The 19,187-nt window shown below is 69.9% G+C and carries 16 protein-coding genes; 6 read left to right on the top strand and 10 right to left on the bottom strand.

Annotation, left to right across the window (positions count from 1 at the left end; genetic code table 11):
• Positions 1-86 precede the first annotated feature (86 nt).
• Genes AB0E63_RS27205 through AB0E63_RS27195 form a run of 3 tightly spaced genes read left to right on the top strand, consistent with a single transcriptional unit; the run spans position 87 to position 8,290 of the window.
• Positions 87-7,169, top strand: a complete 7,083-nt coding sequence (locus AB0E63_RS27205; RefSeq protein WP_360372047.1) for a hypothetical protein — start codon at positions 87-89, stop codon at positions 7,167-7,169.
• A 26-nt stretch (positions 7,170-7,195) separates the two neighbouring features.
• Positions 7,196-7,726, top strand: coding sequence for a hypothetical protein (locus AB0E63_RS27200; RefSeq protein ID WP_360372044.1), 531 nt, complete (start codon positions 7,196-7,198; stop codon positions 7,724-7,726).
• 3 nt (positions 7,727-7,729) lie between these two features.
• Entirely contained in the window at positions 7,730-8,290 is a 561-nt protein-coding gene (locus AB0E63_RS27195) for a hypothetical protein (RefSeq protein ID WP_360372041.1), read from the top strand.
• On the opposite strand, the gene AB0E63_RS27190 is transcribed toward AB0E63_RS27195, so the two are convergent.
• The 9 genes from AB0E63_RS27190 to AB0E63_RS27150 are packed head-to-tail and all read right to left on the bottom strand — an operon-like array spanning position 8,272 to position 15,416.
• A complete protein-coding gene (locus tag AB0E63_RS27190) occupies positions 8,272-8,895 on the bottom strand; it encodes an acVLRF1 family peptidyl-tRNA hydrolase (protein ID WP_360372038.1) in 624 nt (207 codons plus the stop codon). The genes AB0E63_RS27195 and AB0E63_RS27190 overlap by 19 nt on opposite strands.
• Positions 8,892-9,275: a metal-sulfur cluster assembly factor gene (locus AB0E63_RS27185; RefSeq protein ID WP_360372035.1), complete on the bottom strand. Its 384-nt coding sequence runs from the start codon at positions 9,273-9,275 to the stop codon at positions 8,892-8,894. Before AB0E63_RS27185 ends, AB0E63_RS27190 begins: the two co-directional genes overlap by 4 nt.
• Positions 9,268-9,729 (bottom strand): Fe-S cluster assembly sulfur transfer protein SufU, encoded by a 462-nt coding sequence (gene sufU / locus AB0E63_RS27180; protein ID WP_360372032.1) that lies wholly within the window; start codon positions 9,727-9,729, stop codon positions 9,268-9,270. The genes AB0E63_RS27185 and sufU overlap by 8 nt, the downstream gene beginning before the upstream one ends.
• Before the next feature lies 1 nt (position 9,730).
• Complete coding sequence (locus AB0E63_RS27175; protein WP_360372029.1) at positions 9,731-10,987, bottom strand: cysteine desulfurase; 1,257 nt, start codon at positions 10,985-10,987, stop codon at positions 9,731-9,733.
• A complete protein-coding gene (gene sufC, locus AB0E63_RS27170; protein WP_360372026.1) occupies positions 10,984-11,745 on the bottom strand; it encodes a Fe-S cluster assembly ATPase SufC in 762 nt (253 codons plus the stop codon). Before sufC ends, AB0E63_RS27175 begins: the two co-directional genes overlap by 4 nt.
• Positions 11,746-11,768: 23 nt before the next feature.
• Complete coding sequence (locus AB0E63_RS27165) at positions 11,769-12,107, bottom strand: non-heme iron oxygenase ferredoxin subunit (protein WP_360372023.1); 339 nt, start codon at positions 12,105-12,107, stop codon at positions 11,769-11,771.
• Complete coding sequence (sufD, locus tag AB0E63_RS27160; protein ID WP_360372020.1) at positions 12,104-13,306, bottom strand: Fe-S cluster assembly protein SufD; 1,203 nt, start codon at positions 13,304-13,306, stop codon at positions 12,104-12,106. Before sufD ends, AB0E63_RS27165 begins: the two co-directional genes overlap by 4 nt.
• Positions 13,306-14,718 (bottom strand): Fe-S cluster assembly protein SufB, encoded by a 1,413-nt coding sequence (gene sufB, locus AB0E63_RS27155; protein WP_360372017.1) that lies wholly within the window; start codon positions 14,716-14,718, stop codon positions 13,306-13,308. The genes sufD and sufB overlap by 1 nt, the downstream gene beginning before the upstream one ends.
• Positions 14,715-15,416: a metalloregulator ArsR/SmtB family transcription factor gene (locus tag AB0E63_RS27150; RefSeq protein WP_360372141.1), complete on the bottom strand. Its 702-nt coding sequence runs from the start codon at positions 15,414-15,416 to the stop codon at positions 14,715-14,717. Before AB0E63_RS27150 ends, sufB begins: the two co-directional genes overlap by 4 nt.
• A gap of 154 nt (positions 15,417-15,570) precedes the next feature.
• On the opposite strand from AB0E63_RS27150, the gene AB0E63_RS27145 reads away from it, so the two are divergent.
• Genes AB0E63_RS27145 through AB0E63_RS27135 form a run of 3 tightly spaced genes read left to right on the top strand, consistent with a single transcriptional unit; the run spans position 15,571 to position 18,021 of the window.
• The gene (locus AB0E63_RS27145) at positions 15,571-16,290 is read left to right on the top strand and encodes an ABC transporter ATP-binding protein (protein ID WP_360372014.1); all 720 of its coding nucleotides are present in this window, start codon (positions 15,571-15,573) and stop codon (positions 16,288-16,290) included.
• On the top strand, positions 16,290-17,075 hold the full coding sequence (locus AB0E63_RS27140) for an ABC transporter permease (protein ID WP_360372012.1): 786 nt from the start codon (positions 16,290-16,292) through the stop codon (positions 17,073-17,075). The genes AB0E63_RS27145 and AB0E63_RS27140 overlap by 1 nt, the downstream gene beginning before the upstream one ends.
• A 19-nt stretch (positions 17,076-17,094) precedes the next feature.
• Positions 17,095-18,021: a COX15/CtaA family protein gene (locus AB0E63_RS27135; protein ID WP_360372009.1), complete on the top strand. Its 927-nt coding sequence runs from the start codon at positions 17,095-17,097 to the stop codon at positions 18,019-18,021.
• 37 nt (positions 18,022-18,058) lie between these two features.
• Here the strand turns inward: AB0E63_RS27135 and AB0E63_RS27130 are convergent, their stop codons facing one another.
• The gene (locus AB0E63_RS27130; protein WP_360372006.1) at positions 18,059-19,156 is read right to left on the bottom strand and encodes a ScyD/ScyE family protein; all 1,098 of its coding nucleotides are present in this window, start codon (positions 19,154-19,156) and stop codon (positions 18,059-18,061) included.
• Between the last annotated feature and the right edge of the window lie 31 nt (positions 19,157-19,187).

The raw sequence follows: 19,187 nt of genomic DNA, 5'->3' as shown, positions 1-19,187 counted from the left end.
AATTGTTAACAGTTCGGGTGTTCTGAGTAGCTGGCGAGTAACCGAAAGTTTGCTAAGTTCCGGAACCAAGGTCTTGGTGACAACTGGTGAGCACCGAGGCACGAAGCAAGGGGGTGATTCGGCTGACGACACCCACGACAGCCGCCCCTGAGTCGGTCACCCGCGCGCGAACAGCGATCGGGACCGCCCTGGGTTACGTCTGGCCGAAGGCAGTGCCATTGCGGGACGGCCGGGTCTGGTTGACCAGTCGGCGCGACGTACTGCCGGCCTCCATCGTCCGCGGACTGGAAGAGCAGCTCAGCCGCCGAGCGGCCGACCGGGCCAGTGACGACCGGATGCTCGCCGAGGCGGTCGGCGTCCTTGGCGCGGAGGTCGCCCGGGTCCGGGGCGAGTCGCCCGAGACCGGTGCCGCGGATGCCCTCGACCGACTGCTGCGGGTCCCCGGACTGGACCAATCACGCCGTACCGAAGGCGAGGCGATGCTCCGCCTCGCGCTGCGGCTGGCGGCCAGGGACTCCGTCGAAGCCGCTGTGCGTCTCGCTGCCCTGCCGGGTGCGGCGAAGGTGCCGGTGGCCACCGAGATCGTCGCGGCCTCCCGGCGGATCAGCCACGACGCCACAGCGCTCGCCGCGACAGGTCACCGCACCTCGACGGGCCCGCGTGGCAGGCGCCGCGGCGCGCCGGTCGGCGTGAAGCATCGCCGCCCGCCATTGCGTCAGACGCTGACCCGGGAGATCCCCGGCACCGGTCTCGCCGCCGACGGCCCGGCGGCAGACCCGCATGAGCGCGAATCGGCCGCGCTGGCGGCGCTGACGCGACTCGGCGCGGCCGACCTCGGGTCGTCCGTCACCGGCCCGCCAACCGCCGATGCCCAGTCCCGGATGGCGGTCGTCCCGACGACCACGAGCGACGAACCGCAGTACGTCCGGGTCGAGATCCGGACGACTGTCCGTGGTCTGGTCGCCCAGGGCCGGATCCGCTCGGGTACGGCGACCGATCCGCACGTCCTGCGGATCGACCCCGGGCTGTCCCCAGAGCAGTACGGCGATGTCTGGGTCCACCAACTCAGCCAGATGACCCAGCAACAGCAGGCAGCGCGGGCCGACCGGCCTTCCGGCGTCCTCGGCAGACTGCGTGCGGCCTTCAGGCACGAACGGCGCGACCACCGGATCAACGCCGACCTGGCGGTCTACCGGAAGCTGTCCAGGGACTGGCAGTCCGCCCGCGAAGGCCGTCCCAACGGGCCACTGCGCGTCCAGGATCTCGAGCGCGACCTCGAGGGCCTGGCCACGGCCATCGAGCGCCGGAGCGGTGCGCGGCCCCAGCGCCCTTGGGCCAACGACTCGACCTACTCCCCCGGTGCGACTGCCGGCGGCCTCGCCGGCGAGCGCGCCGCCGCCGCGGCCATCCCGGAGCCGAACACCGCGGGACATCTTCGCCAGCAGGTCACCGAGCAGATCGCGGCGCTGGAAGCAGCCGTTGCGGACCTCGAGACCAAAGCCGAGGGCAAGACGGCGAGCGCCGCGGACGCCGTCGACGAGGCGACCTCGAAGCTGGACCAGGCCGTCGCCGAGGACCTGCTGCAGGACATCGGCGCACCCGAGCGGGCCCGCCGCCTGCGGGTTGATGCGGAGAACGCCTTCGGCAAGGGGCGGCGCCACGTGACGATGGCGCATGCCTACCAGCAGGCGGCCACCGACGCCGGCCGGGCCCTGGCCGGATATCAGACCCTGCTCGCTGAGCTCGACAACCCGGACCAGCAGCCGGGACGGTGGGCCGAGCTGGCCAGGGAGGCGGCCGGGAGGAGCGACGCCTACGAGGCGAGTCTGCGCCAGGCGCTGCCGGTCGACCACCTGGAGACAGGTGTGCCGACCGACGAACGGTTGCGCCTGCCGGTCGGCAAGATCAACGAGATGCTGTCCCGGAGCGGCAGCAGCCGTCGGATCGCCGACCACGGCCCGATTCCGGCACCGATGGCCGACTACCGGCTGCTGTTCTCCGAAGGCATGGTCTTCACCGTCGACGGCGACCCTGACGACGACGTCACCAAGATCGCCCAGGTCCGCGTCCGGATGAAGGCCCGTGATCTGAGCGAGGTGACGGGTCTCGACTACACCCTCGCCGAGCAGATGTCCGGCACTCTCGGCGAAGGCGGCCAGAGCAACGCCATCACGGCCACCCACTCCTCGAGCGTCACCTACGGCCTCAACCTGCAGCCGTTCTTGGCGCTGGCTCCGGACGGCGGTGTGGTGAGCGCGATGTCGCAGGTGATCGCCCCCAAGGTCGAGGCGACCACCGGCACGACCGAGGCCGTGACCGCCGGCGCGAGCGCGCATGCCCAGCTCGGCTGGGTCGACGTCTTCAAGGGCGAGTCAATCCCGTACCGGTGGCTCGGCGAGTACGAGATCGAGGTCCGCGGCTCGGCCACCGAGCCATGGTCGCCGGTCGAGACCGTCGACGCCGGTGAGCAGCTGACCTGGGTGCCCAGCCCGTACACGGTGCCGGCGCCGACCGAGACCGTAACCCTGGAGCAGCTCGGACTGGGCGACCAGTGCACGGAGGAGACCCCCCGGCTCACCGTCAACCGGATCAGCGGCCTGGGCGACCTCAACTCCCGCCTCGTCGCCGAGGCCCGCGAGCAGCTCGGGCCGATCGATCGGGTCGGGCACGACCAGATCAGCCAGTTCGTCACCAAGGACCCGCTGCGCCTGCTGGCCGAGCAGGGCACCGAGGGCGGTCTCAGCCGGACGATCCCGGTCGGCGGCGGATCGGAGTACGAGCTCACCCTCGAGGCCAAGCCGATCTGGCGGACCGCCAGGCTCGTCGGTGAGAGCAGTGCGGAGATGGGCCAGGAGAAGGTCCAGGTCGACTTCGCCGGCGTCAACGCCGGCCGGATCTCCGGCGCCTCGCTGACCGGCTCGGCCAGCCTGGCCTACCCGGGCAAGCCGCTCGACCCCGCGCAGCCGGTGCCCGGCTACCTCCCGAGCCCGACGGCCCTGAGCGACCTGGGGTCCTCGACCGCGGACCTCTCGCCCAGCGTGTCGGTCGGGCGGAACGTCTCGCGGCAGGGCGGGCAGAGCGTGAGTACGACGGCGATCACGCCGGTGGTCGATCGCGACATGTCCGCAACCCAGGGTGCCCTCGTCGACGTCGAGGTGACGGCGACGCTGCGCAAGATCCGCGATCCCCGGGCCAAGCCCGTCGTCGTCACGGCGACCTGTGAAGCGAAGGTGCGGCTCACGCCCAACCGGTTGCTGCGGGCGGGCGCTCCGGCCGGCGAGGACGCCGTACTGCGCGAGGACGACGGCACCATCCGGACCGGCCCGGACGGCCGCGCACTGCTGGCCGGCGATCCCGAGCCGCCGTCCGGTCGGCTGACCATGCCACCCTGGCACGGACGCGGTCCTAACCAGCTGCGCGGTACCGGCAAGTCCCTGCCCGACGAGGTCAAGGGCGCCGACGAGGCCCGGGACCAGGCTCTCGCCAGGTTCCGCGAGATGGGCCTGGTGCCGCCGCTGCACGGCAAGCCGACGGCCGCCCAGGTGGCGAACCGCGACCGCGTGATCCAGGACATCACCGACTACCGGCTCGTGGCGGGCATGAACACGGCCTGCCAGTCCGGACTGGTGATCCCGCTGGTCGAGCACCGCACCGGCCACGCGCCGCGGACCCGCCTGTTCCGGCTGTCCGTCACGCAGGACTTCGACGACATCACCCCGGTCGGCACCACCGCGTCCAGGTTCATCGCCCGGCTCGGCATCAGCTCCCGCGCCAGCCAGCAGACCTCCGGCCGATCGAAGTCGGTGCCACTCTCCGCTGGTGTCGGCGTGAGCAATGGGCCGGCCGAAGGACAGTCGGGCCTGGCCGGGCGACTGGGTCTGAAGCTGAGCCGGAGCGCGATCGGACGGAGCTTCAGCTGGACCCTCGGCCGGCGGGTGAACCGGGTCACGCTGAACGAGAGCACGGCCGAGGTGGACCTGGTCCGTCAGGGCATCCGGATCACCGTCACCGAGATGACCGACCACGGCGACTCCGAACCGCTGGCCGATGTCCAGGGCAGCATGGTGCTGCCGTACGACAGCTCGCTGGCCAGGGCCGAGGCGCCGGTGTTCGCCACGGACCCGAAGCCGCCGCACGCAGAAGCCGTCAGCCGGTCGATCCCGGTGGCGGTCGACGCCGGCGAACCGGCCGATCGGCTGTTCGCGGAGGTGGATGCCATCCGCGCGGACACCACCGGGTATCTGCAGCTGCACGCCGCCCTGTCCTCGGAGAGCCTGGTCTCCAACACGGAGTGGATCACCAACGGCAGGTACGAGCTGCCGCTGGTCATCACGCCGCCGCCGGCGAATCCGGCGCAGGCCGTGGCCGACCGGACGCTGCTGCCGCGCGAGTACAAGGTGGTGATCCGCAGCACGCCGGTCAGCCAGACGTTCGCCGCGCTGAACGACCAGAACACCGCGAACATCAACTTCACGATGAACGACGTGGGCCACACCTCCGGCACCTCGACCTCGGGTGGGGTGTCGGTCGACGGCAGCGGCGGGGCAGTCACTTCGGGCGAACCCTCGGTCAGCGGCACGCTGGGCGTCGGCCGGGTCGGCGGTACGTCGCAGTCGACCGGGACCAGCCAGACCACTGGGGACGAGCGGCTGCGGGTCAACAACGGCGTCCACTACGAGCTGATCGAGCGGCACCGGATGGTGGCCGAGATCGTGCACGACGGCAAGGTCGTCCAGACGGTGGCGCTGCAGGACGCGCTGCTGCAGAAGACGATTCCCGAGTACGAGGCGCTCGAGCTGTACGCCGGTGAGAAGTTCGATCTGCCGCCGGCGATCGCCGCCGACGTGGCCGAGCGGTACCTGACCGGGAAGGTCGAGATCCCGAAGCGGGTCGCAACCGGCTTCGTCCGCCGCTACAAGCAGGAGCAGGCCGCGGGCGCGACGACCGGCCTGGCCGCCGGGCACACAGCGGAACGCCTGAACGCGAAGATCCTGGACCGGACTGGTGTCGCGGAGTCCACCGCGCCGACTGCTGAAGAACGCCTCAAGGAGTCGCTGGTCAAGGTCCACGCGTTGGCCGAGAGCCGGCGCGTCGTCGGTGTCTCGGAGCAGTACGAGGCCAGCCTGGCGTCGAGCCAGCTGTACATGATCAAGGTGGACGGCGACGCCGACCAGGACGTCGATCTGCTCCCGCAGCTCAAAGAGCAGCTCGAGGAGGTCGCGCCGGGGCTGCTCGCGTCCGACGAGCTGCTCGCGCCGATACTGGACGTCGACCTGGCCAAGGACAGCTACCAGGGCCAGCTGGAGAACATGCTCGGCCCCCGCGGGTACACCACCCCGATCGAGGTTCCGGTCGAGGGTCAGGACCGGCCCGACCTCCTGCTCATCACGGTCAAGGCCGAGTTCGTGGGCGAACCGACCGTCGACGGCACCCCCGAGCTGGCCAAGGCCGCGGCGCTGGGCTTCATCCAGAAGTACAAGTACTTCGGGAAGACCCGGTCGATCAGCCATACCACGACGTACTCAGGCAGTGTGGGGCTCAAGGGCGACGACGGCGGGGACGGCTCGCTGTCCGGGGGTGTCAGCACCGACCGGGTCCGGCAGGTCACCGCCGGCAGTTCCGAGCAGAACACCACACTCGCCCGGACCGGGGACTTCGAGCAGACACCGCTCTACCGCACGATGGTCTTCACCACCGAGGTTCGGCGCATCCAGAACGCCGGCGCGGCCGCGCTGGCTAGCGTGCGGTGGCGGCTCAACCGCACGGCTCCAGCGGCGCAGACCCTGACCGCGCGCCCCCGCCAGTTGCGTGCGGAGCTGACGGCTCTCGTGCCGACCGGCGTCGTCGGCGATCCGCCGGCGGCCGTCGCCCAGCCCAGTGGCGAAGAGTTCCAGCCCGAGCATCGCTCCGTCGAAATGCCCGAGGGTGCCGCGGCCGAGGCGATGCGGCCGTTCCGCAAAGGCGAGGCCGTCACCGATGAGCTGTACGACCGGCTCACCGGTCGCCTGGGCCGGCGCGACCTTCTCGGGCCTGGCGGCTTGGCGCAGTACGAGCCGTCGATCGGGATTCAGCTGCAGCCCACCGCCATGCAGGCCAACCTCGAGGAGCTGACCAGCCCGGGCGGTCTCCGGCTGGAGCCGATGGCGACCGGTGGCAACGGCCGGACCACGGTCGGCGTTCGCATCCACGCCAAGCCGGTCGGCTGGCAGCTCGTGACCGGACCGGCGCCTGGTCAGAGCGGCACGGTCCGGCGCGGACAGGAGCAGAGCACCTCCTCGACCACCGGGACCAACGCGCTGCCGCTCACCGCGACCGGTGGCGTCGGCGGCGGCATCGTCTCGGTCAGCGGGTCGGTCGGCGACCAGGTCAAGCAGCAGTCCTCGAACTCCTGGGGCACGCGGCGCGAGACCACCGCCTTCCGGAACGGAGACATCGTCACGGTCCGCGTGCCGGTCGAGTACCGGGCCACCATCGACCGGTTGACCGACAAGGGCCGGGGCACGCCGGCGGCCAAGCGGACCACGCAGCTGAAGGACGCCGGCCGGGCCGAGTTCTACGTGCGGATGCAGTACCACGAGTACCTCGAGGGACTGCGGCAGCTGGAGTCCGGCGGAGAGGTCTCGCTGGGAGGATCCCGGCTGCGGGCCGTGCCGGAGAAGCTCGGCAAGCCGGACCTGCGCGCGTCGGAGTGGGTCAAGGACGCCTCGGGCAAGCCTGTGCACCAGCCGTACCGGCCGCTGCGGGCAGCGATCGAGAAGGCGATCGCCGAGGAGACCACGGTGGTGCTCTCGGTCACGGATGCCGACGGCAACGAGCGGCTCTACCAGGCCTTCGAGGACGGGACGATGGACGGCGGCAGCGACGGCGGATTCGCCACCGCCTTCGCCACCCTCGACCGGAACCTGGTGATGATGGCCGAGGATCGCGTCGATCTGCGGGAGCTGTTCAACACTTCGGAGCCGGGGAGCAACTTCAGCACCGAGGTCGCGGCCGCTCTCGAGGAGCACGGAGTGCCGAAAGCCATGCTGAAGGGACTCACCTACTCCTCGGCCAAGCGTGAGAACCCACCGACGGCCGGCCACGGCACGAGGCCGACGACCGACGGCGCGGCGGCCGGCCGGGCCATCACACAGACCGCGGGCGGCGGCCCGATTCTGGCCGGGCCGTGACCGGGCGAGACGAGGAGAAGCAGGGTATGGCGTTCGCCGTGGCACGCACCAGGGACGAGGCGCAGCTCTACCTCGAGTTGCACCCTTGCCCCGACTGCGGTTCGACCGAAACGCCCTGGGAGCACGGGCTGGCCGAGGTGGACGGCGAGCTCGTCACCAGCTACGCGGGGATCTGCCCCGGCTGCGACGCCGAACGCGAGTACCTGTTCGGTCTCCCGGCCCGGGAGACCGGCGCCGCCGGGTGGCCGACGTTCGGCGGGCCGGAGCCGTCCGAGCTGCTGGATGCGGGTCAGTGGATGGAGGTCGCCGATCGTGCGGCGACGGCGGTCCCCACGAAGCCGGTCGAGGCGGGTAGGGTGCTGGCCGTCGCGCAGGCGGCCGTGGACGAGGTGATCAAGTTCGTGCCGGCCGGGCAGGACGCCGTACCGGAGGACGAGTTCTGGACGCCCGAAGGCCGGGCGGTTCGGGACGCGGAGCCGGGGCGGTTCCGGCTGGACCGGCTGCTGGTGGTGCGCGACACGTACCGCGATCTGGTCCGAGAGACAGGAGCGAGATAACCGATGCTGACCGCAAGGACCCTGGCCGAGGCGCAGATCTACGTGAGCCTGACGACGGCGGCGGATCTGGAGGTGCCGGCGAGCGAGCCCGCCCCGCTGCAGCCCGGGGAGAACCTGCTCGAAGGACCCGACGGCTGGACGCTCCGGTCGACGGCCGGTGAACTGCTCATCCCGTTCGACTCCGAGAACGCGTCCCGGACGGTCGGCGCCCGGTTCGGCCTCGGCGTCTCCCAGCTGGTCGACGCGGCGCAGTGGGCCGTGGTGGCCGCGACCTTCGCCCGACGGGCGCTGGAGGCCGATATGGCCTACACCGGTGGGCCCGGCCAGGATCGCACCGTCGTCGAGCTCAACTGGGAGTTTGCGGCCGACGCGGTCCGTGAGGCCCTCAAGTTCGTGCCGGACGGAGCCAACGAGGCGCCGGACGCGGCGGTGTGGTCGGAGTTCGGCCGGCAGGCCCGGGCGGAGAACGGGCACCTGGTGACGCGGGCCAAGCTGGAAGACGACCTGGAGTACTACCGCGGAACGCTCGAGGACTTCCGCGCGCTCTACGACGGGTCTTCCTGAGTCACCTCGATCCGGATCGCCCGGGCGTCGACGCCGGCCTGCTCGAGGACCTTCTGCTTCGGATCCGGTACGCCGAGGAACGGCGGCCGCACGAGTCCGGTCAGGTCCTTCAACCGCGGGTCCTCGAGCACGGTGTCGACGGCCCGCCGGTCTCCCCCGCAGACGAGCACCTCGAGCTTCGCCGGGGCGAGGATGCGTACGGCGACCTCGGTCGCGGCCGCGAAGGCTTCCCGGGCCTGGTTGTCACGGCGGCGCGCGTACCGCTGCTGTGACCAGCCGCCGGCCTTGGTCGTGCCCTGCACATGCCGGGAGCCGACCTTGGAGTCGAGAAGCTTGCCTCCGGCAAACACTCCGGCGCCGTAGCCGCCGCGCCGGACGAGCAGGACGCCGAGCCGCCGCTCGGTCAGTACGTGCGCGACGAGCCCCTCGCGGGACAACACCGCGAGGGGCTCGAAGGGCACCGTGACGACAGCGGAGGAACCGTCCTCGGCGGACACCGTGACGCTCGCCGGCGTCACGTCGTACTCGACGGCACCGTGGCGTTCGCCGAAGCCGGTCAGCCACTTGTCCAGTCGCTCGGGGGCGACGGAGACGACTCGGCTCACACGTTGAAGCCGAGCGCCCGCAGCTGGTCACGGCCGTCGTCGGTGATCTTCTCCGGGCCCCACGGCGGCATCCAGACCCAGTTGATCCGGAAGTCGTTGACCAGGCCGTCGAGCGCCATCCGGGTCTGGTCCTCGATCACGTCGGTCAGCGGGCAGGCCGCCGACGTCAGCGTCATGTCGATGATCGCCGTACTGGTGTCGTCGACGGTGATGCCGTAGATCAGGCCCAGGTCGACCACGTTGATGCCGAGCTCGGGGTCGACGACATCCTTGAGGGCCTCGTTCACGTCCTCGACCTTCGCCGGTTCGGTGCCGGGCTGAGCCGCCGCTTCCAGGTCGACCTCGGGCAGCTCGATCTTCTCGTCGGTCTGGTCAGGCATTGCTCACTCCTTTGTTGGCGGCGGCCAGGGCTTGTGCCGTCGCGTCGCGCCAGGCCGACCAGCCCAGCAGCGCGCACTTGACGCGAGCCGGGAACTGCGCGACCCCGGCGAACGCGACACCGTCCTCGAGAACCTCTTCGTCGGGTTCCACATTCCCTCGGCTCTGCATCAGCTCCAGGAACTTCTCGTACGTCGCCATGCCTTCGGCAACCGGCTTGCCGATCACCAGGTCGGTCATCACCGACGTCGCGGCCTGGCTGATCGAGCAACCGACGCTCTCGTGCGTCACGCCCGCGACCGTCTCGCCGTCGAGCTCGACCCGGAGCGTGACCTCGTCCCCGCAGGACGGGTTCACGTGGTGCACCTCCACGTCGTACGGGTCCGCGAGACCCGCGTGGTGCGGGCTGCGGTAGTGGTCCAGGATGATCTCCTGGTACAGGGAGTCCAGCTGCATATCAGTCCACCTTGAAGAACGAACGGACGAAGCCGAGGCCGTCGACAAGTGCGTCGATCTCCTCGGGCGTCGTGTACAGGTAGAAAGACGCTCTGGTCGACGATTGCATTCCGAACCGCTCGTGCACCGGCCGCGCACAGTGGTGCCCGGCCCGGACCGCGATCCCGCGGGTGTCCAGCACGGTCGACACGTCGTGCGGGTGGACGCCGTCCAGCGCGAAGCTGATCGCGCCACCGTGGTCCTTCGCATCGGTCGGGCCGAGGATGCTCAGACCAGGCACGGTCTTCAGCCCCTCGAGCGCGTACTCCACGATCGCGTGCTCGTGGGCCGCGATCTTGTCCATCCCGATCCCGGACAGGTAGTCGACGGCCGCACCAAGGCCGACGGCCTGTGCGATCGGCGGCGTACCGGCCTCGAACCGGGCGGGCGGCGGGGCGTACGTCGAGCCCGTCATCCGCACGACCTCGATCATCTCGCCACCGCCGAGGAACGGCGGCAGTGAAGCAAGCAGGTCGTACCGTCCCCAGAGCACACCGATGCCGGTCGGGCCGACCACCTTGTGTCCGGTGAAGGCCAGCAGGTCCACCCCCAGCGTCGACACGTCGACCGGGAACTGCGGCACCGCCTGCGAGGCGTCCACGACCACGGTCGCGCCGACCGCGTGGGCCTTGGCGGCGATGTCGCTGATCGGGTTGATCGTGCCGAGCGCGTTCGACACCCAGGTCAGCGCGACGACCTTGGTGTTCTCGGTGAGCAGCTCGTCGATGTTGCTGAGGTCGAGCCGGCCGTCCTCGGTCACGCCGAACCACTTCAGGGTCGCGCCGGTCCGCTCGCACGCGAGCTGCCACGGGACGATGTTGCTGTGGTGCTCCATCTCGGAGATCACCACGACATCGCCCGGCTTGAGCGCGGCGCCGAGCGTGTGCGCGGCCAGGTTGAGCGCCTCGGAGGCGTTCTTGGTGAAGACGATCTCGTCCCGGTTCTTCGCACCGATGAAGGCCGCGACCTTGTCCCGGCCGCCCTCGTACGCCGCGGTCGCCTCGGCCCCGAGCTGGTGCATGGCCCGGGCGACGTTCGCGTTGTGCTTGAGGTAGTGGTCCTCGATCGCCTGGACCACCTGGCGCGGCTTCTGCGAGGAGTTCGCCGAGTCCAGGTAGACCAGCGGGAACCCGCCCGCGAGCTCGCGGGACAGGATCGGGAAGTCCGCCCGGACCGACTGCAGGTCCAGGGGACTGCTGAACGTCCGGGCGGTGGTCACTTCGCGCCTGCCTTCAGGAACCGCTCGTAGCCGTTGGCCTCGAGCTCTTCGGCCAGCTCCGGGCCGCCCTCTTCGGCCACCCGGCCGTCGACGAACACGTGCACGAAGTCCGGCTTGATGTAGCGCAGGATCCGCGTGTAGTGGGTGATCAGCAGGACGCCCTTGTCACCCTGCTCGGCGAACCGGTTCACGCCGGTGGAGACGACCTTCAGCGCGTCGATGTCGAGGCCGGAGTCGGTCTCGTCGAGGATCGCGATCTTCGGGTTCAGCAGCTCCAGCTGGACGATCTCGTGGCGCTTCTTCTCACCGCCGGAGAAGCCCTCGTTCACGTTGCGGGTACCGAAGTCCGGGTCCATCTCGAGGTCGCCGAGCGCCTTGTTGACGTCCTTGACCCAGGTGCGCAGCTTCGGCGCCTCGCCGTCGATCGCGGTCTTCGCGGTCCGCAGGAAGTTCGCCACCGACACGCCGGGCACCTCGACCGGGTACTGCATGGCCAGGAACAGGCCGGCCCGGGCGCGCTCGTCGACCTTCATGTCGAGCACGTTCTCGCCGTCCAGCGTCACCGTGCCGGAGGTGATGTTGTACTTCGGGTGGCCGGCGATCGAGTACGCCAGGGTGGACTTGCCGGAACCGTTCGGGCCCATGATCGCGTGCGTCTGGCCACCGCTGATGGTCAGGTTGACGCCGCGCAGGATCTGCTTCGGGCCGCTCTCGGTGTCGACCGACACGTGCAGGTCGCGGATCTCGAGTGTCGCCATGAGGTTCTTCTATCTCCGTCGCTTTACAGGGATGTCTGGTTCAGGGGGTTCTTGACGTCGACGAGTACGTCGTCACCGTCCAGCCGGACCGGGTACACCGGCACCGGTTCGTACGCGGGCAGACTGGTCGGCTCGCCGGTGCGCAGGTCGAAGCGGGAGCCGTGCAGCCAGCACTCGATCTCGCACTCGCCGACGTCGCCCTCGGACAGCTGGATCTGCGCGTGCGAGCACTCGTCCCGCACCGCGAAGTACTGTCCCTCGCTCTTCACGACCGCGACCTCGACGCCACCGACCTCGACGGGGATCACTCCCTCGTCCGGTACGTCGGTGGCGGCGCAGGCGCGCTCGAAGGTGTCGCTCACTGGCCGACGACCGCCTTGGCCGATGCGCTCAACTCCGCGGCCCGCGCGAGCTTCTCCTCGATCACGTCGTGCAGGTGCTCGGCGACCTCGGGGACGCCGATCTTGCCGATGATGTCGTTGAAGAAGCCGGACACCACCAGCCGCCGGGCCGCGTCCTCGGGGATGCCGCGGGCCTGCAGGTAGAACAGCTGCTCGTCGTCGAAGCGGCCGGTCGCGGACGCGTGCCCGGCGCCCTCGATCTCGCCGGTCTCGATCTCGAGGTTCGGCACCGAGTCGGCACGCGCCCCGTCGGTCAGGACCAGGTTCCGGTTCAGCTCGAAGGTGTTCGTGCCCTCAGCGGCGGCGCGGATCAGCACGTCGCCGATCCACACCGACCGGGCGTTGTCGCCGGCCAGCGCACCCTTGTAGATCACGTTGCTCTTGCAGTGGGTGGCCTCGTGGTCGACGAACAGCCGGTTCTCGTGGTGCTGACCCGACTCGGCGAAGTACACGCCCAGCAGTTCCGCGTCGCCGCCAGGCCCGGCGTACCGGACGTTGGTGGCGATCCGGACGATCTTGCCGCCGAGGGTGACGACGACGTGGTGGAGCTTCGCGTCCCGCCCGACCAGCGCGTCGTGCTGGGCCAGGTGGATCGACTCGTGGTCGCCCTGCTGGATGCTGACCACGCGCAGCTCGGCGCCGTCGCCGGTGACGATCTCGACGTTGCTGCCGAGCTCACCCGCGCCGGTGTGATCGATGATCACGATCGCGCGGCTGTGCCGGCCGGCGTCGACGATGAGGTGGGTGAAGCCACGCGCACCGAGGCTCGCGACGTTCACATGCACCGGCTCGGTCAGCTCGGCCTCGACCGGGATCCGCACCGCGAACGCCGCGCCGGCCTGGTTCCAGGCGATGGCGGCCGACCGGTCCTGCGGCTTGCCGACCTTCAGCGCGTCGGCCGCGACGGTCTCGAACACGACGCCCTCGGGGCCACTCGCGTCGATCTTCGGGGTCTCGCTGCCGGCTGCGTCGTCGAACAGTGCCTTGAGCTGCTTGACCGGGGTGAAGCGCCACTCCTCCTCGCGTCCGTTCGGCACCGCGAAGTCGGCGACGTCGTACGACGTCGGCCGCTCGCTGCGGGCCTGGAGCGGGACCGGGGACCCCGGTCCGTGGGAGTGCGCCCTGTTACCGGTGGCAACAAGGGTTTCAGCGGCGGACATCAGCCGACGGCCCCTTCCATCTGCAGCTCGATGAGCCGGTTGAGTTCCAGCGCGTACTCCATCGGGAGTTCGCGGGCGATCGGCTCGATGAAGCCGCGGACGATCATCGCCATCGCCTCGTCCTCGGCCATGCCCCGGCTCATCAGGTAGAAGAGCTGGTCGTCGCTGACCTTGGACACGGTCGCCTCGTGCCCCATCGCCACGTCGTCCTCGCGGACGTCGACGTACGGGTAGGTGTCCGAGCGGCTGATCGTGTCGATCAGCAGCGCGTCACAGCGCACCGTGGACTTGCTGTGGTGGCTGCCCGGTGCGACCTCGACGAGACCGCGGTACGACGTCCGGCCGCCGCCGCGGGCCACCGACTTCGAGATGATCGAGCTGGAGGTGTACGGCGCGTTGTGCACCATCTTGGAGCCGGCGTCCTGGTGCTGGCCCTCGCCCGCGAACGCGACCGACAGGGTCTCGCCCTTCGCGTGCTCGCCCATCAGGTACACGGCCGGGTACTTCATCGTCACCTTGGAACCGATGTTGCCGTCGATCCACTCCATCGTCGCGCCCTCTTCGCAGGTGGCGCGCTTGGTGACCAGGTTGTAGACGTTGTTCGACCAGTTCTGGATCGTCGTGTAGCGGCAGCGTGCGCCCTTCTTCACGATGATCTCGACCACCGCGGAGTGCAGCGAGTCCGACTTGTAGATCGGCGCCGTACAGCCCTCGACGTAGTGCACGTAGGCGCCCTCGTCGACGATGATCAGGGTCCGCTCGAACTGGCCCATGTTCTCGGTGTTGATCCGGAAGTAGGCCTGCAGCGGGATGTCCACCTTCACGCCCTTGGGCACGTAGATGAACGAGCCGCCGGACCAGACCGCCGTGTTCAGCGAGGCGAACTTGTTGTCGCCGACCGGGATGACGGAGCCGAAGTACTCCTGGAAGATCTCCGGGTGCTCGCGCAGGCCGGTGTCGGTGTCCAGGAAGATGACGCCCTGGGCCTCCAGGTCCTCGCGGATCTGGTGGTAGACGACCTCGGACTCGTACTGCGCGGCGACGCCGGCGACCAGGCGCTGCTTCTCCGCCTCGGGGATGCCGAGCTTGTCGTAGGTGTTCTTGATGTCCGCGGGCAGCTCGTCCCAGCTGGTCGCCTGCTTCTCGGTGGAGCGGACGAAGTACTTGATGTTGTCGAAGTCGATCCCGGAAAGGTCGGCACCCCACGACGGCATCGGCTTGCGGTCGAAGAGCTTCAGGCCCTTCAGCCGCAGGTCCAGCATCCACTCCGGCTCGTTCTTCAGCGTCGAGATGCCCCGCACCACGTCCGTACTGAGGCCCCGCTTCGCGACGGAACCGGCGGCGTCACTGTCGGACCAGCCGAACTTGTACGTGCCGAGCCCTTCGAGCTCAGGGTGAGCGGTTTGCGTCATCGTGCAGTCCTCGCAGATTCGCCGTCGGATACAGGGGCAGTAACCGGCTGGGGGCCGGGGATATGTGTGGTGCAGACACCATCGCCGTGGGCGATGGTGGCCAGTCGCTGGACGTGCTTGCCGAGCAGCCGGGAGAACACCTCGGTCTCGGCCTCGCACAGCTGGGGGAACTGCTCGGCCACGTGAGCGACCGGGCAATGGTGCTGGCAGAGCTGTTCTCCGTGCGCGGCCTTCGCCGTGGAAGCGGCGTAGCCGTCCACGGTCAGAGCCTGGGCGAGCGCCTCGGCCTTGTTGCTCTCGGGGGCGGCGTCGACCAGCCCCCGGTACCGCTGCTCCACCTCGGCGACCCGGCGCCGGGCGAACTCGGCGACCGCCTCGTCACCGCCGGCATCGGCGATGAACCGCATCGCGGTGGCCGCCAGATCGTCGTACGCCTGGTGGAACGCGTGCCGGCCGGTGTCGGTCAGCACGAAGACCTTCGCGGGGCGGCCGCGGCCACGCGGGCCGTAGACACGCTCCTCGCGGGACTCGACCAGGCCCTCGTCGAGCAGGTGGTCGAGGTGCCGGCGGACCGCCGCCGGCGTCAGCTCCAGGCGCTCGGCGAGCACCGCGGCGCTGGACGGACCGTTGGTCAGGATCGAGCGGGCGACCCGGTCCCGGGTGGACTCGTCCCGCGTCACGGCCGTGCCCGCGGGCACCGGTCCGTTCGTCGCAGGAGTTTTCACAACATCAGTGTCGCGTAATTCACCGGAGCCTTCAAATAAGGCTGCCCTAACCGGTTCCCGCGCCCACGCGGGACCTCGGACCCGACCGTGAGCGAGGTCACTCCGGGGCGTTCCCTAGACTGCCGTTGTGCCAGTCGCGGTGGAGATCGACAACCTCGTCGTGCGGTACGGCGAGAAAACCGCGGTCGACGGTCTCAGTCTCACCGTAACCGGCGGCACGGTGACGTCCGTGCTCGGCCCCAACGGCGCCGGCAAGACCACGACCGTGGAGAGCTGTGAGGGGTTCCGCCGGCCGGCCTCCGGCCGGGTCCGGGTGCTCGGGCTGGACCCGATCGCGAACCATGACGAGCTGATGCCGCGGATCGGCGTGATGCTCCAGGAGGGCGGCGCCTGGTCCGGCGTCCGCGCGCTCGAGATGCTCCGGTACGTCGCCACCCTGCATACCCATCCGCTCGACATCCCGGCGCTGGCCGAGCGACTCGACCTCGGCAGCTGCGGCAGAACGCCGTACCGGCGGTTGTCGGGCGGGCAGAAGCAGCGGCTCTCGTTCGCGCTGGCGATCGTGGGCCGGCCGGAGATCGCGTTCCTGGACGAGCCGACGACCGGGCTGGACCCGCACGGCCGGCGGGAGATCTGGCAGCTGATCCGTGACCTGCGGGACGACGGCGTGACCGTCGTTCTCACCACCCACGCGATGGACGAGGCCGAGCAGCTGTCAGACCAGGTGCACGTCGTGTCCGCCGGGAAGCTGATCGCCTCCGGGACGCCGGACGCGCTGACCCAGCACCACACGAAGTCGCTCGAGGACGTCTTCCTCGAGCTGACCGCGCCGAAGCGGGGGAACTGATGAGCGCCGAGGCGACCTACGCACCGCGGCCAGGCAGCGCGCCGTGGCCCCGGAAGGTGCTCGCCCACGCCCGGATGGAGTTCAAGCTGCTCATCCGCAACGGTGAGCAGTTGCTGCTGGCCCTGGTGATCCCGCTGGGCCTCCTCCTGCTGCTGGGCGGTACAGGCCTCGGCGACCGGCTCCCCCTCGGCGTCGGACCGGCGATCGACCAGGCGGTTCCGCGGGTGCTCGCGCTGGCGGTGCTCTCGTCGTCCTTCACCTCACTGGCGATCGCGACCGGCTTCGAGCGGCGGTACGGCGTGATCAAGCGGCTCGGCGCGTCACCGCTGTCCCGTACCGGACTGCTGGCCGGCAAGATCGGCGCGGTGCTGGTGGTTGAGGTGATCCAGCTCGCCGTACTGATCGGCACCGGCTTCGCCCTTGGATGGAACCCGGCCGGCGGGTTCGACGCCGTGTTCGGGGTGATCCTGATGGTTCTGTGCGGTACGGCGGCCTTCGCGTCACTCGGTCTGCTGATGGCCGGCGTACTGCGGGCGGAGGCGACGCTGGCTGCGGCGAACCTGCTCTATCTGCTGCTCCTGGTCGGCGGTGCCGTGATGACACCGGTCGACGAGTACCCGGCCGGCATGCAGGGCGTCGTACGCCTCCTGCCGAGTGCGGCGCTGGCCAACGGGCTGGCGAACTCGACAGTCGAAGGCGTGATCCCGTGGGCGGCCGCTCTGTCACTGGCACTCTGGGCCGGCGTGCTCGGCTACCTGGTGTCCCGAACGTTCCGATGGGACTGACCTTTAGAGTGTGCCGGTGATGAGCACGGAGACCCCGCCACAAGAGACCGAGCCAGTCAGCCGATTCTGGCGACTGGTTCCCGAGCCGACCCTGGACACCGTCCGGCACTGGGGCTGGGCGTCGGTGGTGGTGAACATCGGCATCGTGGTGACCGGTGGTCTGGTCCGGCTGACCGGCTCCGGCCTCGGCTGCCCGACCTGGCCACAGTGCACCGACCAGTCGTACGTACCGCACTCGGCGCTCGGGATCCACGGCGCGATCGAGTTCGGCAACCGGATGCTCGGCTTCGTGGTCGCGATCGTCGCGATCTGCACCTGGCTCGTGGTGATGCGGTACCGCCCGGTCCGGCGGGACCTGCGCCGGCTGGCGACCGCGGCCGCGCTCGGTGTCCCGCTGCAGGCGGTGATCGGGGGCATCAGCGTGCTGACCGGGCTGAACCCGTGGATCGTGTCGGCACACTTCCTGGTCTCACCGGTGATCATCACGCTGACGGTCTCGATGATGCGCCGATCCCGGACCAGCCCTTACCCGCACACTCCACCGGTCGTTCGTGCGCTCGCGACCGCCAGTGTGGTGGCGGTCTGGCTGACCGTTGCCCTCGGCACCTTGGTCACCGGCGCCGGTCCGCACTCGGGTGATCCCGAGACCGGGCGGAACGGGTTCAACGAGGAGCTGATCAGCCAGCTGCACGCGGATGTGGTGTTCGGGCTGCTCGGGATCACAATCGCGCTGGTGATCGCCACTCGCGTGACCGCGACGTCACGCACGTTGCGGAAGCTGGCCGCCTGGTTGCTCGCGATGGAGCTGCTTCAGGGCGCCGTCGGCTTCACGCAGTACTTCACCGGCCTCCCGTGGGGCCTGGTGCTGGTGCACATGTTCTTCGCCGCGGTGTTGATCGCTCTGGTGACAGCGGTGTACGCCGAACGCGGCACACCCGCGACGTAAGGATCCGGGGCGCCCCGTCGGACGCCCCGGATCGCTTCTACTTCTTCACAACTTTGTAGATCGCCCCGGGCCCGAACAGCGGCGACGAGACGTAGACGGTGCCTGACCTGCTGATGGCCGCGCCGCCTGGCAGCAGCAGCTTGCCGGGTGCGAGCTCCTTCTTGAAGCCCGCCTTGTGGTGCTTGCCCGGGTACTGCAGGAACAGGGAGCCGACGATCGGTACGCCGCCGCCCTCTTCGAACCTCAGCCAGCTGGCCTTGGCCAGCTCGACGACGGCGATCGTGCCGTGTGGACCGCCGGCCAGGTCGACGATCGACGTGTAGCCATCGGCGTACCGCTGGCAGTTGCCCTTGTTAGGCCGGTACGGGTCACAGACCGCGTTGACCGAACCGGGCTTGATCCGCCAGATCTGTGAGGTCTTCGGCGTGGCCGGGAAGCCCCGCAGCTCACCGACGTACCAGTAGCCGTCCGAGCCGACCGTCACGGACGTGGCGACCGCTTCGGCCGAGATCGGCGTACCGGCGGGCGGGTTGCCGGGAGCCGGGCCCGGCGGGACCTTGACCGTGCGCGGCTTCAGCCGGGCGACCGTCTTGATCTTGCCGTTCGGCCAGACCCTGAGCAGGTCGTTGCCGGCGGCATCCGACACCAGGATCGTCCCGTCCCGCAGCGTCGCGACGCCGAACGGGTTGGACTCGTCGGGCGGTCCGTTGGTGTTGTACGGATCCGGGTCCGTGGCCTGGTACTTGCCGATGTCGGCGACCGCGACCGGCGACTTGCCCGGACGCAGCCGGAACAGCGTCGCGCTGCCCGGCGTCAGCGGCGCTCCGGGCTCTCCGCCGGCACCGGTCAGGGCGTACGTCACGCCCCACTTGTTGGTGTCGATCGCCTGCGCGAAGCCACCCGGGACCTTGCCGAGCAACTTGGTCCTGCTGCCCGATCGCGCGTACACCGAGCCGTCGCCGACGCTGTAGATGATCTTGCCGCCGTGCAACGAGATCGCCCGCGGCGAGTCCAGACCGGTGATCACCGGTCTCAGCCCGGTGCCGCTGCCGCCGGCCTCAGCCTGACCCGCCACGAGCACGGACCCGGTCAGCGCCAGTGCTGCGACGGCGGCTAATCGCGTTCTTGCCCCCATGCGAAACCCCCTGAATCTGTGCCTCCCCAGG

Origin of the sequence: Kribbella sp. NPDC026596 (assembly GCF_040638415.1) — a bacterium.
Classification (GTDB): Bacteria; Actinomycetota; Actinomycetes; order Propionibacteriales; family Kribbellaceae; genus Kribbella.
Note: the sequence above shows the minus strand (reverse complement) of the source record. Positions and strands in the feature narration are given on the sequence as shown.

Excerpts from the sequence above, each read along its gene's own strand:
- AB0E63_RS27200 (WP_360372044.1), top strand. The coding sequence starts at position 7,196 with ATGGCGTTCGCCGTGGCACGCACCAGGGACGAGGCGCAGCTCTACCTC.
- AB0E63_RS27195 (WP_360372041.1), top strand. The coding sequence starts at position 7,730 with ATGCTGACCGCAAGGACCCTGGCCGAGGCGCAGATCTACGTGAGCCTG.
- AB0E63_RS27185 (WP_360372035.1), bottom strand. The coding sequence starts at position 9,275 with ATGCCTGACCAGACCGACGAGAAGATCGAGCTGCCCGAGGTCGACCTG.
- sufU (WP_360372032.1), bottom strand. The coding sequence starts at position 9,729 with ATGCAGCTGGACTCCCTGTACCAGGAGATCATCCTGGACCACTACCGC.
- sufC (WP_360372026.1), bottom strand. The coding sequence starts at position 11,745 with ATGGCGACACTCGAGATCCGCGACCTGCACGTGTCGGTCGACACCGAG.
- sufD (WP_360372020.1), bottom strand. The coding sequence starts at position 13,306 with ATGTCCGCCGCTGAAACCCTTGTTGCCACCGGTAACAGGGCGCACTCC.
- sufB (WP_360372017.1), bottom strand. The coding sequence starts at position 14,718 with ATGACGCAAACCGCTCACCCTGAGCTCGAAGGGCTCGGCACGTACAAG.
- AB0E63_RS27140 (WP_360372012.1), top strand. The coding sequence starts at position 16,290 with ATGAGCGCCGAGGCGACCTACGCACCGCGGCCAGGCAGCGCGCCGTGG.
- AB0E63_RS27135 (WP_360372009.1), top strand. The coding sequence starts at position 17,095 with ATGAGCACGGAGACCCCGCCACAAGAGACCGAGCCAGTCAGCCGATTC.
- AB0E63_RS27130 (WP_360372006.1), bottom strand. The coding sequence starts at position 19,156 with ATGGGGGCAAGAACGCGATTAGCCGCCGTCGCAGCACTGGCGCTGACC.